At 38.0% G+C, this 14,984-nt stretch carries 20 protein-coding genes and 1 pseudogene; 8 read left to right on the top strand and 13 right to left on the bottom strand.

Annotated features, from left to right (window positions below; genetic code table 11):
* Nucleotides 1-66 precede the first annotated feature (66 nt).
* Nucleotides 67-837, top strand: coding sequence for a DUF1189 domain-containing protein (locus ABES52_RS07575; protein WP_429650515.1), 771 nt, complete (start codon nt 67-69; stop codon nt 835-837).
* 41 nt (nt 838-878) lie between these two features.
* Here the strand turns inward: ABES52_RS07575 and ABES52_RS07570 are convergent, their stop codons facing one another.
* From ABES52_RS07570 to ABES52_RS07550, 5 genes are all read right to left on the bottom strand, one after another.
* Complete coding sequence (locus tag ABES52_RS07570; protein ID WP_429650513.1) at nt 879-1,817, bottom strand: methyl-accepting chemotaxis protein; 939 nt, start codon at nt 1,815-1,817, stop codon at nt 879-881.
* Between the two features lie 30 nt (nt 1,818-1,847).
* Nucleotides 1,848-2,657, bottom strand: a complete 810-nt coding sequence (locus ABES52_RS07565) for a sensor histidine kinase (RefSeq protein ID WP_429650511.1) — start codon at nt 2,655-2,657, stop codon at nt 1,848-1,850.
* Nucleotides 2,658-2,824: 167 nt separating this feature from the next.
* Nucleotides 2,825-3,142, bottom strand: coding sequence for a hypothetical protein (locus ABES52_RS07560; protein ID WP_429650509.1), 318 nt, complete (start codon nt 3,140-3,142; stop codon nt 2,825-2,827).
* 84 nt (nt 3,143-3,226) lie between these two features.
* Nucleotides 3,227-3,703, bottom strand: coding sequence for an MFS transporter (locus tag ABES52_RS07555; protein ID WP_429650507.1), 477 nt, complete (start codon nt 3,701-3,703; stop codon nt 3,227-3,229).
* A complete protein-coding gene (locus tag ABES52_RS07550) occupies nt 3,678-3,941 on the bottom strand; it encodes an MFS transporter (RefSeq protein ID WP_429650505.1) in 264 nt (87 codons plus the stop codon). The genes ABES52_RS07555 and ABES52_RS07550 overlap by 26 nt, the downstream gene beginning before the upstream one ends.
* Before the next feature lie 118 nt (nt 3,942-4,059).
* Here ABES52_RS07550 and ABES52_RS07545 point away from each other — a divergent pair, with 118 nt between their 5' ends.
* Both ABES52_RS07545 and ispG read left to right on the top strand, forming a co-directional pair.
* A complete protein-coding gene (locus ABES52_RS07545; RefSeq protein WP_429650503.1) occupies nt 4,060-4,419 on the top strand; it encodes a protein YqfZ in 360 nt (119 codons plus the stop codon).
* 121 nt (nt 4,420-4,540) lie between these two features.
* Nucleotides 4,541-5,635, top strand: coding sequence for a flavodoxin-dependent (E)-4-hydroxy-3-methylbut-2-enyl-diphosphate synthase (gene ispG, locus ABES52_RS07540; protein WP_429650729.1), 1,095 nt, complete (start codon nt 4,541-4,543; stop codon nt 5,633-5,635).
* A gap of 51 nt (nt 5,636-5,686) precedes the next feature.
* Here ispG and ABES52_RS07535 read toward each other — a convergent pair whose 3' ends face one another.
* Nucleotides 5,687-6,061 (bottom strand): hypothetical protein, encoded by a 375-nt coding sequence (locus tag ABES52_RS07535; protein ID WP_429650501.1) that lies wholly within the window; start codon nt 6,059-6,061, stop codon nt 5,687-5,689.
* Nucleotides 6,062-6,234: 173 nt separating this feature from the next.
* Between ABES52_RS07535 and ABES52_RS07530 the strand changes: the two genes are divergently transcribed.
* Complete coding sequence (locus ABES52_RS07530) at nt 6,235-6,804, top strand: 5' nucleotidase, NT5C type (protein WP_429650499.1); 570 nt, start codon at nt 6,235-6,237, stop codon at nt 6,802-6,804.
* Between the two features lie 14 nt (nt 6,805-6,818).
* On the opposite strand, the gene ABES52_RS07525 is transcribed toward ABES52_RS07530, so the two are convergent.
* From ABES52_RS07525 to ABES52_RS07510, 4 genes are all read right to left on the bottom strand, one after another.
* Nucleotides 6,819-7,244, bottom strand: a complete 426-nt coding sequence (locus tag ABES52_RS07525) for a Fur family transcriptional regulator (protein WP_429650497.1) — start codon at nt 7,242-7,244, stop codon at nt 6,819-6,821.
* 13 nt (nt 7,245-7,257) lie between these two features.
* Nucleotides 7,258-8,100, bottom strand: a complete 843-nt coding sequence (locus ABES52_RS07520) for a metal ABC transporter permease (RefSeq protein WP_429650495.1) — start codon at nt 8,098-8,100, stop codon at nt 7,258-7,260.
* A complete protein-coding gene (locus ABES52_RS07515; RefSeq protein WP_429650493.1) occupies nt 8,097-8,882 on the bottom strand; it encodes a metal ABC transporter ATP-binding protein in 786 nt (261 codons plus the stop codon). Before ABES52_RS07515 ends, ABES52_RS07520 begins: the two co-directional genes overlap by 4 nt.
* Nucleotides 8,883-8,994: 112 nt before the next feature.
* Complete coding sequence (locus tag ABES52_RS07510) at nt 8,995-9,873, bottom strand: YitT family protein (RefSeq protein WP_429650491.1); 879 nt, start codon at nt 9,871-9,873, stop codon at nt 8,995-8,997.
* 80 nt (nt 9,874-9,953) lie between these two features.
* On the opposite strand from ABES52_RS07510, the gene ABES52_RS07505 reads away from it, so the two are divergent.
* Nucleotides 9,954-10,211, top strand: coding sequence for a DUF2624 domain-containing protein (locus ABES52_RS07505; RefSeq protein WP_429650489.1), 258 nt, complete (start codon nt 9,954-9,956; stop codon nt 10,209-10,211).
* Nucleotides 10,212-10,233: 22 nt separating this feature from the next.
* Here ABES52_RS07505 and ABES52_RS07500 read toward each other — a convergent pair whose 3' ends face one another.
* Together ABES52_RS07500 and ABES52_RS07495 are read right to left on the bottom strand one after the other, a co-directional pair.
* Entirely contained in the window at nt 10,234-11,127 is an 894-nt protein-coding gene (locus ABES52_RS07500; protein ID WP_429650487.1) for a deoxyribonuclease IV, read from the bottom strand.
* Nucleotides 11,128-11,197: 70 nt separating this feature from the next.
* Entirely contained in the window at nt 11,198-12,511 is a 1,314-nt protein-coding gene (locus ABES52_RS07495) for a DEAD/DEAH box helicase (protein WP_429650485.1), read from the bottom strand.
* Nucleotides 12,512-12,718: 207 nt separating this feature from the next.
* Here ABES52_RS07495 and vrrA point away from each other — a divergent pair, with 207 nt between their 5' ends.
* Together vrrA and ABES52_RS07485 are read left to right on the top strand one after the other, a co-directional pair.
* Nucleotides 12,719-13,297 carry a VrrA/YqfQ family protein gene (vrrA, locus tag ABES52_RS07490; protein ID WP_429650483.1) on the top strand — a complete coding sequence of 193 codons (579 nt, stop codon included), beginning with the start codon at nt 12,719-12,721 and terminating at the stop codon, nt 13,295-13,297.
* A gap of 111 nt (nt 13,298-13,408) precedes the next feature.
* Complete coding sequence (locus ABES52_RS07485; protein WP_429650481.1) at nt 13,409-14,374, top strand: 4-hydroxy-3-methylbut-2-enyl diphosphate reductase; 966 nt, start codon at nt 13,409-13,411, stop codon at nt 14,372-14,374.
* Nucleotides 14,375-14,430: 56 nt separating this feature from the next.
* Here ABES52_RS07485 and ABES52_RS07480 read toward each other — a convergent pair.
* Nucleotides 14,431-14,856, bottom strand: a pseudogene (locus ABES52_RS07480) (group II intron maturase-specific domain-containing protein); the annotation flags it as partial.
* Here ABES52_RS07480 and ABES52_RS07475 point away from each other — a divergent pair.
* Nucleotides 14,798-14,984: hypothetical protein (locus ABES52_RS07475; RefSeq protein WP_429650740.1), on the top strand; the 187-nt coding region annotated here is incomplete at its 3' end. The pseudogene ABES52_RS07480 and the gene ABES52_RS07475 sit on opposite strands and share 59 nt — an antisense overlap.

Here is a 14,984-nt window from a genome sequence, read left to right as displayed (position 1 = left end):
CTAGTTGTTTCCGTTTTACAGGTAAATTTACAATGAGAATGAATGCTTTCACAAGGAGTGATAATGATGAACATCTTCCAACAATTCATAGTTAGTTTATATTCACCAAAAAAAATGGCGATGTTTCGCTTTCAAGGGATTGGAAAAACCATTTTGTACATATTTTTCTTAGCGTTATTTACGACGCTTCCAATTGTTTTGTTATTTTATTCCTTTTCTGCTGTACCAATAGAAAAAATGGAACAAATATTGTTGAAAGAATTTCCTGACTTTACGATTAAAAACGGTACGCTTCATTCATCTAATATGGAAACGGTTAAAGTAGAAAGCGAAAATTGGATTCTTTTATATGATCCATCGGGGCAAGTGACCGAATTTTCTAACAAAAACATAACCATCGGCCTTTTATCCGACCAATTTATTATAGTTACGGAAGGGAATGTTCAGTCAATTCCATATTCCATGCTTGAAGGATTACATGTAACAAAGAAGTCACTTGTAGAAATGCTCCATCAATTTCAGACGATTGTTCCTATTTTATCTGTTGTTATCATTATAATTACTTATATTTTTAATTCAGGCTTACTGTTTATAAAAATCGCAATTTTTGCTGGACTCGCTCTTCTTCTGCGGCAAAACCGAAAATTATCGTACCGACAAAGCTATCGCATAACGGCTTATGGAGTGACACTACCGACCATTTTATTTACCCTTCTTTCCCTTTTTCAAATCAACTTTACAGGAGATGTATTCCTCGAATGGGCAATGATTTTATTCATCTTATATCGAATTATTTCATCGATTCCGTCTTCAAAACAACCGACATTAACGAATTAAAAGAAGGTGTTAGGTCAGACCTAACACCTTCTTGTTTGTTTTTAATTCAAAGAAAATTGTATAGATAACGAATGAAGCTCATTAGATAACTCTTTTAACTGTTTGCCAATATGGTGGTTTTCTTGTAACATCACAGACTGCTGATCAAAAACAGTCAACATTTCCTTTGCGCTTGCGAGCGTCTCTTGTGAAATAGAAACATATGCCTCAGTCGCTTTTTCCACTTCCGGTAAAACGTGTTCAACTTGCGTTAACTCTGATTGGATATCCCGTAACAGTTGGTCGGCATCTTTAATTTGTAGTAGTAACTGGTGAAAAGCATCCTTCCCTTTCATAACGGAATCCATTTGCTGCTTCACTTTATTTACCATTAAATTAAATTCGGTGACGGCTTGAAGGGAGATAGTTTCCATTTCTTCTATGATCTGAGTTATATCGACTGTAGCTTTGGCCGATTGCTCAGCTAATTTTCGTACCTCATTGGCAACTACGGCAAACCCTTTTCCACTTTCTCCTGCTCGGGCCGCTTCAATCGCAGCATTTAACGCTAATAACTTCGTTTGTTCCGCAATTTGCTGAATCATCGTCACCACTTTAGCAATTGAGTGAGAGTGTTCTTTCACGTTTTGTATCGTTTTGTTCATTTCTTTAAAGTCAGTGACAAACATCGAGTTCGTTTCCGCCATTGCGTGAATGTTTGTTTCCCCTTTTTGAGCAGAATCGGTCATAGTATTCGCTTTTAAAAATACTTGTTCTAGTTTCGAAAAAATCGTTTCAAGCGAAGCTTTCATTTCTTGGAACGAATACATATTTTGTTCAGATGTAGTAGCCGTCTGTTCTGCCCCTTTTTGGACAAGTTGTACCGTATGTTCTATTTGTGTGTTTTCCATTAATAATTGGTCAGAGGCTTTTTGAAGTTTCGCTCCCGTCACGCTTAATTTATCCGTCGTTGTGGAAATACTTTGTATTAATGATTTCACATTTTCCATCATAGATTGGAAACTAACAACTTATGAATGAATTACAGGTAGTGAAGTTTTTATATCAATGTTGATGTTTAAGTTTCCATCACGAATTTTACGCATGGTTGTCCGCAGTTGTTGAATCGGTTCAACCAATGGTTTTAGCGCTAATAATATGAACACTGTTGTTAATAGAACCGAACCTATCGCCAGAAGAATAGTATATGTGGCCATACTTTGAATTGGGGATAAATATTGACTTTGTGGAATGGCTATAACGTAAATCCCTTTTAATTCTTGCACGGAGTGGAACGCAAACGAATACTTTTTTCCATTAATGGACTCATGAATAATTCCTTTTTCAATTTGTAATATTTTACTTGTTATGTCCTCCGCTAATTGTAATTGATCCCCACCGTCTAGTAAAGGAAGGGCTCCGTTATCATTTATTACAAAGTAATAACCATCTAATCCATCTTGGGCCAATTCGGCATCTTGTTGTTTAATGACTTGCTTTATTTTCTTTTCAAACTGATCTTCTTTCCCAACATATAATAACATTAGGCTTTGGGCAATTTCATAAACGGTTAAAACTTCACGTTCTAAACGGTTTTCCGTCAATTTCATCGTCGTTTCTTTCGATTTGTAAAATGATAGAAAACCAATCGCTGTTACCGTTATTAACTGAATGATATTAATCATTAACAACAAACGCGTTTTTAATGATAACGTTTTTCCAATGTAACTTGGGAACGAAAATCGAAATCCCTTCCCATGGCGCTGCTTATAACCCATGACCTTCTTCCTAATAGGTGTTAAAACTGATTGAACATTTTTTATCAAACGCCATTTTTCCATCCATAGAGCCCTCCTTTACGACTATACTCAACATTTTCACAGAATAATGTTAACGGATTGTAAAGGTTAGGTAATATTTTTATTTATTACCAATAAAACCAACTATTTTCTATGGTAAATATTTTTAAATGAAAATAATTTTGGACGAATGACGGAGTAATTTCCGATTAAAAGGAATACGAAGGACAAAAGGGATAAATTAAGGAGAAACCAAAAATCGTTTGATTAAAAGGTACCCATCCAAAAATGATGGGACCTAATGCTACTCCTAAAAAACGAGTGGCCCCATATAAACTGACGATAAAACCTCCGTCGCTTTCATCCGCAGCCGACGTAATCCCGTAATTGACGGCTGGAAGTAAAAAGCCGATACCAGCAAAGGCGATCGTAATAAAAAATAAACAAAAAGAAATATTGAAAAAATGATGGTGCCTATAAATGCTCCTACCTTCATTGCTACACCGAGAATCAAATATTGTTTCCATCGCTCTTGTCTCTTTTTAAGCTCTTTTCCAGTCCAATAAGAAGATAACGCCATCGCCCCTAACGGAAATAAAAATTTAAAACCTTTAAAAAACCCATCGATTTGAAATACTTCTTCGATATAATACGACAGAAAAAATAATACGCCAAAAACGAGCGACAAAGTGTTTTGCCTTTTGGAAAAACGATCGTTTAATCGCATGGCCATATTGTTGAAATGTCATGTTCGAATCATTTCCCTTTAAAGGTACCATACACCGTATACCAATGAAGGCTATTAATGATAATAAAAATAAAATAAGAAACCAGTAATCCCAAGACAATAATGCGATTGACGCACCGACTACCGGGGCAACGATTTTACTTATTCCATTCCAAGCCTCTAATACTCCTAATTGTTTCGCTCGCTCACTCTGTTGAAATACATCCCCAATAAGAGCAATCGCAAATGGAGCCGTTCCTCCTGCTCCTAACTCTTGTATAAACCTCCCAACTAATAACATCGAAAACATCCATGATTTTGGAAAGTACGAGTAACTAAACGAAATAATCGATCCAATCATCAGAAGAACTAAAAGACGATAAAATGACTTGTTTCCGGGTAAAGCGATCGGAAAGAAATCCTAGGAACGGAATAATCAGAGCAGCTGGAATACTAAATACACTTAAGATGAGTCCTGTTTCCTCGTATGATAAATGTAACGACTGTTGAATGTTAGAAAGGACAGGAATAAAGGGGAGTTTCCAAATACCATAATAACCGGTAGCAGAATCATGGAAGTTGTTACCGCTTTTTTCCACACTTTATTATCCTCCTTTCGACAAAAACATCTATTAATTTTACTTTTGCTCATACAAGTTCTGACATGTTTTTTTGAGCTTACCGAATATAATGGGGACAAGAATGGGAGGGATTTTTATGAAACGGTTGTTACTAGCCTTCGTTGGTTTTATTTTGATATACAGCATTTTTTATGATTTACGTGTTGGCACCCTCACCATCCGTACTTCTTCTTATTCACCTTCTCCAACCATGCCCGCACAAGGACAACCGGCTACCTCATCTCCATCCGAACCAATAGAAAAGCAAGTCCCTTATGTGCTCGTAAAAGTGAAAGCTGGCGATACCGTTTTATCACTCGTCGAAAAGTATCAGGAGGGCCCTTTACCTGTTTCCATTAATCAAGTGATTCAAGACTTTCAACGGTTAAATGAAAATACAACTCCTAATGACATTCAAATTGGCAAAATGTATAAAATTCCTATTTACAAAAATTAAGAGCGGATTTTTTCCTCTTTCTTGTCAATAATCAGCAAACATTGTTACAATAAATCCGTAATCATAAACTACAAATCCCAGTCTTGTGGGATATTAAAGGAGAGAATTACACTTGGGTGAGATTATACATCGTTCAAAAACTCGTCCTGTTAGAGTGGGCAACTTAACAATTGGTGGTAGCAACGAAGTCATCATTCAAAGTATGACCACTACGAAAACACACGATGTAGATGCAACCGTTCGTGAAATTGAACGTTTAGAGGAAGCAGGCTGTCAAATCGTACGGGTTGCTTGTCCAGATGAACGGGCAGCTAATGCGATTAAAGAAATTAAAAAGCGCATTAACATCCCTCTTGTCGTCGATATTCATTTTGACTTTCGTTTAGCGTTAAAAGCAATTGAAGGCGGCGCTGATAAAATTCGCATTAATCCTGGTAATATCGGTCGACGTGAAAAAGTAGAAGCGGTTGTCAAAGCCGCGAAAGAACGTGGCGTACCGATTCGTATCGGGGTAAATGCAGGAAGTTTAGAGAAGCGAATTTTAGAAAAATATGGTTATCCGACAGCAGACGGTATGGTAGAAAGTGCCTTACATCATATCCGAATTTTGGAAGACCTTGATTTTCAAAATATTATCGTTTCGTTAAAAGCATCCGATGTTCGTTTAGCCATTGAAGCATACGAAAAAGCTGCTCAAACATTTGATTATCCGCTTCATTTAGGAATTACAGAGTCCGGAACTTTATTTGCCGGAACGGTGAAAAGTGCGGCTGGCTTAGGAGTTCTTCTAAATAAAGGAATTGGAAATACACTTCGGATTTCGTTAAGCGCCGATCCAGTTGAAGAGGTAAAAGTCGCCAAAGAATTATTAAAAACATTTGGTTTAGCTTCTAATGCTGCCACGTTAATTTCATGTCCAACTTGCGGAAGAATTGAAATTGATCTGATTAGCATTGCCAACGAAGTTGAGGAATATATTCAAAAAATTAAAGCACCAATAAAAGTGGCTGTACTTGGATGTGCCGTAAACGGACCAGGTGAAGCACGTGAAGCCGATATTGGAATTGCTGGGGCTCGTGGCGAAGGGTTGCTGTTCCGTAAAGGGAAAACCGTACGTAAAGTACCAGAAGAAACGATGGTCGAAGAGCTGAAAAAAGAAATTGATATGCTTGCGGAAGAATATTTTAAGAAGCAAAAAGAGCAACAAAATGCTTAACATATAAAAAAACGCTTGGCTAGTGCCAAGCGTTTTTGCCCCCTTTTACTATTAAAAGAACGGAAGAACAAATAATCCTATAATAATGGAGACGGCTCCAATACCGATTCCCCATGCACCCAATACTTCCGCTCCGCGACGGCGTGCAACAAAGCCTAAAATGACTCCTGCTGCTCCTAAAAGAACTGGTAGAACAAATAATGATAAAATGGATAGGACTAATGAAGTGTATCCCCATCCACGTCCACCGTTTCCTTCGTCGATTTTTGTTTCACGATTTTCAGAAAGAGGTGTCGCTAATTCAGCCGATGTTTCTTCTTCAAAATTCGACCCTTCTTCATATAATTCAGGTCGATTGATATCCCCATATCTTTCTGTATTACGAAGGTCTTGCTCAACGAGATTTTCTCGTCGTTCTTCACCCATTTGCTGATCCCTCTCTTTCCATGATGGGAGCATTAAATAGTATTCCCACGGATATAGAAATCATGTTACTAATGATTGTCTATCTATCCAACTCCTTAAACATTTCTAATTACGTTCACCTTCGATAGGAAATGTGATACACTGTATGAGAACTTGAAAAAGGGGTAATGTAAATGAAAAAACGAATTGGAATTGACATCGATGGAACGGTTACATGTCCAACTACGCTCGTCCCATATTTAAATGAAGCATTTGATGTCAACCTTACATACGAAGACATTACAGCATACGATTTAACAAAAGTGGTCGAAGTAACACCAGAAGATTTCGCCCAATGGTTTCGCCAAGTCGAACCAACAATCTATGAACAATCTCCATTAGCTAAAGGGGCGAAAGAAGTTTTACTTGAATGGAAAGAGCAATTTGAATTGTTTTTCATAAGTGCCAGAGGTTCACATCTTCTCGACTTAACAAGACAATGGTTTGATCGAAACGACCTCTATTATCATCATATTGAATTAATTGGGACACACAATAAAATTGAATCGCTTAAAAAGCATAACATCGAATTATTTTTAGAAGACAAGCACGACAATGCGGTTTCCATTCACGAAGAATGCGGTATCCCTGTATTACTATTCGACGCTCCTTACAATCAAGATCCAATTCCAGAAGGGGTCATTCGTGTGAAAGGTTGGCAGGAAGCAAAACAATGGGTAAACGATTGGTTAAAACAACGATAAAAAAATCCCTCCAGTTATGACTGGGGGGATTTTGCACATGTTGGACAAACACCATAAATTTCGAACTTATGACCAGTGATATCGTATTCTTTTAAGTCTTCTTGTAACTTTTCCATCGGACACGTATCAATTTCTTTCGTTTTTCCGCAATCAAGGCAAATAAAATGATGGTGATGGTGATGTTTTCCACAGGTAAATCGGAAATGTTTTTCTCCGGATAATTCCGTTTGTTCTAAGATCCCAAGGTCTACAAATAGTGATAAGTTTCGATAAATCGTATCAAAGCTAAGTCCTGGATAATCTTCCTTCATATGATCTAACACATCTTTGGCAGTTAAATATTTATCGTGAGCAGAAAACAATTCCAACATCATTTCACGCTTTCCAGTATGTTTATATCCACGTTCTTTCAACAATTGAATGGCTTCCGTCACGTTCATTTGCACACTCACCTCATTTAGCCCACGCATTTTTTAATCGCTTAATCGCTATTGTTCCAACCAAAATAAGAATGGAACTAATGACAATTGTTCCTCCAGGTGCTAAATCTAAATAAAAAGCCGTCACTAATCCAGTAAAAACCGCAAGTTCACCAAAAATAATGGAAAGAATAATTGTTTGAAAAAAGCCACGGGCAACACGGATACTCGCTGCAACTGGGAGAGTCATTAAAGCTGACACTAATAAAATACCAACAATTCGCATGGAAATAGAAATAACAAGCGCCACTAATATAATAAACACAAAATGAATGCTTTTCACTGCAATACCAGAGGCTTTCGCGTGCTCTTCATCAAAGGAAAGTAAAAATAACTCTTTATATAAAAAGGTGACAACAAATAAAATCGCTACACTAATAATAGCTATAATAATTAAATCATTTCGAGATACTGCACTAACGCTTCCGAACAAGTAATTAAACAAATCGGTATTAAATCCATCCGCTAATGAAATAAAAATAATTCCAAGACCGATGCCACCTGATAACATAATCGGAATTGCGAGTTCTTCGTAATGCTTATACACACTCCGAAGTTTTTCAATTAACAAAGCCCCTGCTACCGAAAAGAACATCCCAAAATATATCGGTTGAATCCCTGCGAACAACGACCATTTTTTACTTATTAATAACCCGGCAGCAATTCCTGAAAGAGTCACGTGACTCAACGCATCAGCTATTAAGGAAAGTCGTCGCACCACAATAAAAACGCCTAAAACAGGAGCAACGACTCCAATGATTAAACCGGTCAAAAACGTATTTTGAAGAAATTCGTATTGTAGCAAATAAGTAATCATACGTTAACCCCTTCTTGATGGACTTCGTGTTCATGTGATAATAAATGAACATCGTGTCCATAAAACATCGACAAGTTTTTGTCTTTGCATTGTTCAAATTCAGTGGTTTTTCCATGGAAATGAAGGCTCTTATTTAAACATGCAACATGAGACACTTTCGTTGTAATGGTTCCTACATCGTGGGAAACAAGTAAAAGCGTGATTCCCCATTTCTGGTTTAATTCCTCTAACATATTGTAAAACGATTGTACATTTTGCACATCGACACCAACTGTAGGCTCATCTAAAATGAGTAATTCAGGCTGGCTAACTAAAGCTCTTGCAATAAACACCCGCTGTTGTTGTCCCCCGGACAATTCGCCAATGTTCCGGTTCATAAACGCTTCCATTCCAACCGCTCGGATCGCCTGTAAAACGGCTTTTTTTCCTTCTTTTCCGATAAATTTAAAAAGGCCAGTCTTTTTCGTTAAACCGCTGGCCACAACTTCAAACACTGTCGCTGGAAAAGCCGAGTTGAATGAATTTGCTTTTTGCGAAACGTATCCAATTCGATCCCATTCTTTAAACTTCTGTTGCTCAACACCGAATAAGCGAATCGTCCCTTTTTGGGGTTTTAACAATCCTAAAATAATCTTAAGTAATGTCGATTTTCCAGAGCCGTTTGGTCCAACAATACCAACAAAAGAACCTTTTTCAATTTGTAAATTTATATTCTCTAACACCCACAGGTTGTCATAGCGATAACTAACATTTTCTATTTCAATAATGGAGTTCGAGGACATCTCCTATTCCTCTCCTTTTCAATAAGAATCGTTACGATTTAGCAACAAGTAGTATAACATAGCTCATTTTTAATGTAAATGAAAAAACAAATTGGCTGAAACCAATTTGTTTTTAATGAATAGCGGATTTAAATCGAGCTCCTCTTGTTTCTTGTGTATTCATTATGGTTAAAAAGGCGTTCGGGTCAATATCAGACACAATGTTTTTTAACTTTGTTACTTCCAATCGGGTTACTACAACATAAATGACGTCTTTTTCATGATCCGTGAAGCCACCTTTTCCTTTTAACTTTGTCGTGCCCCTTCCGAGACGACTCAAAATGGCTTCGGATACTTCCTCATAATGATCGCTTACAATGATGACCGCTTTCGTTTCGTCTAGCCCCTGAATGACCGTATCGATTGTTTTAAACGTAATATAGTACGTCATAACAGAGTACATCGCTTGTTCAGCCCCAAAAACGAACGCTGCCCAAGCAAAAATAAAAATGTTAATAAACATGACAAATTCCCCAACTGAAAATGGAAGGCGCTTCGTCAACAAAATACCTAAAATTTCTGTTCCATCTAACGATCCGCCGTGGCGAATGACCAAACCAACACCAACTCCAAGTAATAATCCTCCAAAAACTGCCGCTAATATGGGTTGGTTCGTAAATGGTTCGACATGATGAAGTAATCGTTCCACCACTGCTAACGAAACTGTCCCAAAAAAAGACGAATACATAAATGTTTTACCAATTTGTTTGTATCCATAATACATAAAAGGAATATTGAGCAACACGACTAGTGTACCAAAGTTGAGAAAAGGGACCTTTTCGAGTAAATGATCCAAAATGAGAGATATACCGATAATTCCTCCATCAATGATGTCATTGGGTACGAGAAACAATTCAATCGACATAGCCGCAAAGGCTGCCCCTAAAAAAATTAATATTAAGCGATAAATAAGATGAGGAACACTCTCCTTTTTATGAATCTTTTTAATCATACGTTTCTCCTTTCTGTCCCAAAAAATGTTGTCACGATTTTTCTACTCTCATCATATGTATTAGTTGAGGAGTGATGGATATGAAATTGTTCGAGAACGTGGTAAATTATAAAATTAACCATATTACGAAGGAAGAACTATTAAAATATAGTAAACAATATCAAATTCCTATGAATGAAGATCAAGCGAAGAAAGTTGTGTCATTTTTACGAGGAAAGAATTATAATGTGTTCGATCCAAAGCAGCGAGAACAACTTGTTAGAGAGATAGCGAAAATTGTCGGGCCTGAAACCGCTCGGAAAGTGAATGAGCTGTTCCTTCAATTTATTAATCAATAGAAAGCTGTGAAATCACAGCTTTCTATCCTTCCATAATTTTTGTTAATAATTGTTCGTCAAAAGATTGGTTACGAAGCATTGCAATTTCAAATTTGTATGGAGGCTTTTTGTTCTTTTTATCTTCCCCTACGTAAGGCGTTTCTAATATTTTCGGGACGTGTGTTAATTGCGGATGATGAACGATATAATTTAACGCTTCAAAGCCGATTTTACCGAAACCGATGTTTTCGTGACGGTCTTTACGGCTTCCTTGCTCATTTTTACTATCGTTAATGTGCAATACTTTTAATCGGTCGAGACCGATGATACGGTCGAATTCTTCTAGAACACCATCAAAATCTTCTTTTATATTATAGCCAGCATCGTGCGTATGACATGTATCAAAACAAACCGATAGTTTCTCATTATGAGTTACCCCGTCAATAATTTGAGCCAGCTCTTCAAAGGAACGACCGCACTCAGAACCTTTACCAGCCATCGTTTCAAGGGCAATTTGGACATCTTGTTCCTTTGTAATTACTTCATTTAATCCTTCAATGATTTTTTTGATTCCCTCTTCAGCACCTGCCCCAACGTGTGCACCTGGGTGAAGAACAATTTGTTTCGCCCCAATGGCTTCTGTACGAACAATTTCCTGACGTAAAAAGTCGACACCTAATTGAAAGGTATCAGGATTCTTAGAGTTACCGATATTTATGATATATGGTGCGTGCACGACAATTTCTTCAACCCCGTGCTCTTTCATATGTTGTAAACCGGCTTCGATATTTAAATCTTCAATTTTTTTTCTTCGGGTATTTTGCGGTGCCCCTGTATAAATCATAAATGTGTTAGCTCCATAGGAAACCGCTTCCTCACTTGCCGCTAGGAGCATCTTTTTTCCACTCATTGAAACATGTGACCCGATTTTTAGCATAATGTCAGCTCCTTTTCTCTCTCTCCATTGTAACCTATTATCGTGCATCTTTCACTTCTCGTGCCTTGTTCTATTTACGTTTTTGCAAACGGCGTTGCCGCTTTTTAATTTTCTCTATTTGTTCTTTCATTTTCTTTTTATATCCTGGCTTAACCTTTTTTGGCTTACGAATAAGAGCACGTGCTTTTTGTTCAATCTCGTCCATTTGTTTCGTTCGTTTTTTCCGCTTGTTACGGTCTGGTAAGTCGACCCACTCATCTTTCACTAAGTCCCGATGAACGAATTCGATCCCCATTTTTTCTAGTTTAGCTAATGCATCTTCATCGGAAGGCTCATAAATGGTAACCGCGATTCCGGATAACCCAGCGCGTGCTGTTCGCCCAACACGATGGACGTAAAAATCAAGATCCATCGGAAGTTCGTAGTTAATAACATGGCTAACGCCTTCGATGTCAATTCCACGCGCTGCTAGATCAGTAGCGACAATGTATTGAAACTCTAAATCGCGAATTTGTTTCATCATTTTTTTTCGTTCACGTGGTGTTAAGTCGCCATGAATTCTCCCTACTTTTAACCCTTTTTCAATTAATGCATCAGCCACTTCTTCCGCTTTTACTTTCGTATTAGTAAACACAATTGCTAAATACGGATTCAAAGCTTTTAACATGTCATACACTAAGTCAATCTTCGTACGACTTTTAAGCGGGACTAATACGTGCTCAATTTTTTCAGCGGAAATTTGTTTCGGTTGAACATGGACGTATTGTGGATTTTCCATATATTTTTTTAAAAATGGCTTTAGCTTTTCAGGAATCGTTGCCGAAAAGACAAGCATTTGTAAGTCTTTTGGCATTTTTCCTGCAAATTGGTCGACATCATAAAGAAAGCCCATATCTAACATTAAGTCAGCTTCATCAATAACAAGCATGTGAGCTTTATGAACAAACAAAGCTTGTTCACGCACAAGGTCATTAATTCGTCCTGGTGTACCAATGACAATGTGTGGTTGCTGTTTTAATTTTTCAATCGCCCGCTGTTTGTCCGTTCCTCCAATAAAGCAACGGGCTGTAACAGATGGCTCATCTTGTTGAAATTTTAAAATTTTTAACGCTTCATGGTAGATTTGGGAAGCTAATTCTCTAGTTGGCGCGGTGATCACGGCTTGGACTTCCGCTAAATTAGGGTCAATCGATTGAATGACTGGTAATAAGTAAGCGTGCGTTTTACCCGTTCCTGTTTGTGATTGACCAATCGCACTTTCCCCATTTAATGCTAGGGGAATCATCTTTTTCTGAATTTCAGTCGGTTCATAAAATCCAAGTTCTTCTATCGCTTTATTAATAAACGAATGAAACTTATATGTTTCAAACAGATGTTTACCCATTTTTACAACTCCTTCATCAATGTATAACATTACCCTTTTTGTCCATCTTGTTATTATAATAAACAAACAGAAAAAGTTCTACTGTCTTCTCCACTATCGTTTGCACTATTCCTTTATTGCTTGGGCCTCGAACATACAGACGTTTTCTAACCCATTCGCATATGATAATAACGAAATTACGCCTTTGATGGGAAGGAGGCCAACTATATGAGACCAAGACCACCAATGCCTAGAGGAAGATTGACACGCCTACCAACTACACGACAACCTTTTATGTTTTCCCCTTTTCGCCCGCAGAGTGGCAGTAGAGGTGGACCAGGAGGGTTACTTTCCCGTTTATTTCAACGAACGAATGCATCTTCAACCGCTGCCAATGCATTTTCCGGCTTTGAACGCGCTAGTCAATCCGGCTCGTTTTTACAACGTCTAACTAGTAATCCACAATCTATTAACGGATTTTTGTCCAATACACAGCAAATATTAAAAACAGCTCAGCAAATCGGCCCTATGGTTCAACAATATGGTCCTATGGTTCGGAACCTACCGGCTATGTGGAAATTATATCGCGGGTTAAAAAATGCAACTGAAGAAACAGCTTCCGAATCAAGTAATACAAATGAGACTTCAGACGATGAGAACAAAAAGACCAATCTTGACTTAACAGAAGAAGAAATTACATCTACAACCTCTCAAGAAGTAAAAGAAAAATCCCAACAAAAAAAGAACAGCACTCCAAAAAGAAGATCCGAAGAAAAAGGAAAATCCCTTCCTAAACTTTATATTTAAACAAGAGGAAGATCGCCTCTTGTTTTTATTTTCTGTTCTTTTTTGTAACATAGCACAAGGTTTTATATAATGGAGAGGAAAGATTATAGGAGAAATATAGGGAGGATTCTTATGGATGTTATTAAAATATCTCCCCGTGGGTACTGTTACGGGGTTGTCGATGCCATGGTCATCGCTCGCAATGCCGCTTTAGATAAATCATTACCACGTCCAATTTATATATTAGGAATGATTGTCCATAACAAACATGTCGTCGATGCTTTTGCCGAAGAAGGGATTATTACCCTTGACGGAAAAAACCGTAAAGAAATTTTAGAAAAAGTAGATAAAGGTACGGTAATATTTACAGCTCATGGAGTTTCACCAGAAGTGCGTAAACTCGCGAAAGAAAAAGGTCTCGTGACGATTGATGCGACATGTCCAGACGTGACAAAAACACATGAACTGATCGCTGCCAAAAGGGATGAGGGCTATGAAGTCATTTATATCGGAAAAAAAGGCCATCCTGAACCTGAAGGAGCGGTTGGTGTGGCTCCTGATATTGTTCATCTCGTTGAAACGGTAGAAGAAGTAGCAAACTTAACGATCGAAAGTGAGAAAATACTTGTGACAAACCAAACAACGATGAGTCAATGGGATGTGGCCGATATTATGGAAGCGATTAGAAAAAAGTACCCTCATGCCGAAATGCATAAAGAAATTTGTTTAGCTACACAAGTCCGTCAAGAAGCCGTCGCCGAACAAGTAAAAGAGGCCGATGTGTTGATTGTTGTAGGTGACCCTAAAAGTAACAACTCAAATCGATTAGCACAAGTATCGGAAGAAATCGCTGGAACGAAAGCGTATCGGGTAGCAGATGTTACTGAGATTGAGATTGATTGGATTAAAGACGCGAAAAAAGTAGCTGTAACAGCTGGTGCGAGCACTCCAACCCCGATAACAAAAGAAGTTATTTCGTTTTTAGAACAATTCGACCCAGAAGATGAGTCAACATGGGTTCGAGAAAAGAAAGTACCGCTTTCCAAAATATTACCTAAAGTGAAAAAACCTAATCTTGAATCGAGTAGGAGAGGGTGACTAGCCCTCGTCCTCTCACACCACCGTACGTACCGTTCGGTAATACGGCGGTTCAATTAAGTCTGACGTAGAAATTCATATCTTCGATATAGACTTTTCAGCCCTTGGCTTTCCCAATAGGAATTGCCAAGGGTTTTGTGTAGTATTGGACTATTGGCTATTCTCCAGAATTTCTTTCTTGTGTTCCCCCATTCGTATGCCTTATGAGATGGAACTCCTAGACGAATGAGATTCTTCACTCTAGTTTTCGGTAGTTTCCATTCTTTCCATAAGCACATCCGGAGTCTTCGCCTTATCCAGCTATCTAATTCTTTGAAAGAACTAGGGGTATCTGCTAATGCAAAGTATCCACACCATCCTATCATATAACGGTTTAGTTTCTCGATTCGTTTCTCCATAGGGATGGGTTTAGACTGGGAGGTGATGTTACGTATCTGGTGTTTAAAACGTTTCATACTCTCTTTGGCCAACCGGATTTGTGGAATCCCTTGCGTTAAGCTAACTGCTACTTCTGCCTTCACAGTTCGGGACTTTCACTCTATAGATTACACCCATGCCGGGCGCACAACAAAAAAACCATCAGGCAACTATGGTCTAGCCCCAAAAAAGT

The sequence above is a fragment of the Aeribacillus pallidus genome, from assembly GCF_050478865.1.
Classification (GTDB): Bacteria; Bacillota; Bacilli; order Bacillales; family JACDOC01; genus JACDOC01.
This window is presented reverse-complemented; position numbering and strand designations above follow the sequence as displayed.

What these genes read in the sequence shown, in the direction of transcription:
- ABES52_RS07505 (WP_429650489.1), top strand. Translation starts at nt 9,954, where the DNA reads ATGAAATTGTTCGAGAACGTGGTAAATTATAAAATTAACCATATTACG.
- ABES52_RS07500 (WP_429650487.1), bottom strand. Translation starts at nt 11,127, where the DNA reads ATGCTAAAAATCGGGTCACATGTTTCAATGAGTGGAAAAAAGATGCTC.
- vrrA (WP_429650483.1), top strand. Translation starts at nt 12,719, where the DNA reads ATGAGACCAAGACCACCAATGCCTAGAGGAAGATTGACACGCCTACCA.
- ABES52_RS07530 (WP_429650499.1), top strand. Translation starts at nt 6,235, where the DNA reads ATGAAAAAACGAATTGGAATTGACATCGATGGAACGGTTACATGTCCA.
- ABES52_RS07535 (WP_429650501.1), bottom strand. Translation starts at nt 6,061, where the DNA reads ATGGGTGAAGAACGACGAGAAAATCTCGTTGAGCAAGACCTTCGTAAT.
- ABES52_RS07575 (WP_429650515.1), top strand. Translation starts at nt 67, where the DNA reads ATGAACATCTTCCAACAATTCATAGTTAGTTTATATTCACCAAAAAAA.
- ABES52_RS07565 (WP_429650511.1), bottom strand. Translation starts at nt 2,657, where the DNA reads ATGGAAAAATGGCGTTTGATAAAAAATGTTCAATCAGTTTTAACACCT.
- ABES52_RS07495 (WP_429650485.1), bottom strand. Translation starts at nt 12,511, where the DNA reads ATGGGTAAACATCTGTTTGAAACATATAAGTTTCATTCGTTTATTAAT.
- ABES52_RS07555 (WP_429650507.1), bottom strand. Translation starts at nt 3,703, where the DNA reads ATGATTGGATCGATTATTTCGTTTAGTTACTCGTACTTTCCAAAATCA.
- ABES52_RS07510 (WP_429650491.1), bottom strand. Translation starts at nt 9,873, where the DNA reads ATGATTAAAAAGATTCATAAAAAGGAGAGTGTTCCTCATCTTATTTAT.
- ABES52_RS07520 (WP_429650495.1), bottom strand. Translation starts at nt 8,100, where the DNA reads ATGATTACTTATTTGCTACAATACGAATTTCTTCAAAATACGTTTTTG.
- ABES52_RS07545 (WP_429650503.1), top strand. Translation starts at nt 4,060, where the DNA reads ATGAAACGGTTGTTACTAGCCTTCGTTGGTTTTATTTTGATATACAGC.
- ABES52_RS07560 (WP_429650509.1), bottom strand. Translation starts at nt 3,142, where the DNA reads ATGGAAACAATATTTGATTCTCGGTGTAGCAATGAAGGTAGGAGCATT.
- ABES52_RS07485 (WP_429650481.1), top strand. Translation starts at nt 13,409, where the DNA reads ATGGATGTTATTAAAATATCTCCCCGTGGGTACTGTTACGGGGTTGTC.
- ABES52_RS07515 (WP_429650493.1), bottom strand. Translation starts at nt 8,882, where the DNA reads ATGTCCTCGAACTCCATTATTGAAATAGAAAATGTTAGTTATCGCTAT.
- ABES52_RS07525 (WP_429650497.1), bottom strand. Translation starts at nt 7,244, where the DNA reads ATGAACGTGACGGAAGCCATTCAATTGTTGAAAGAACGTGGATATAAA.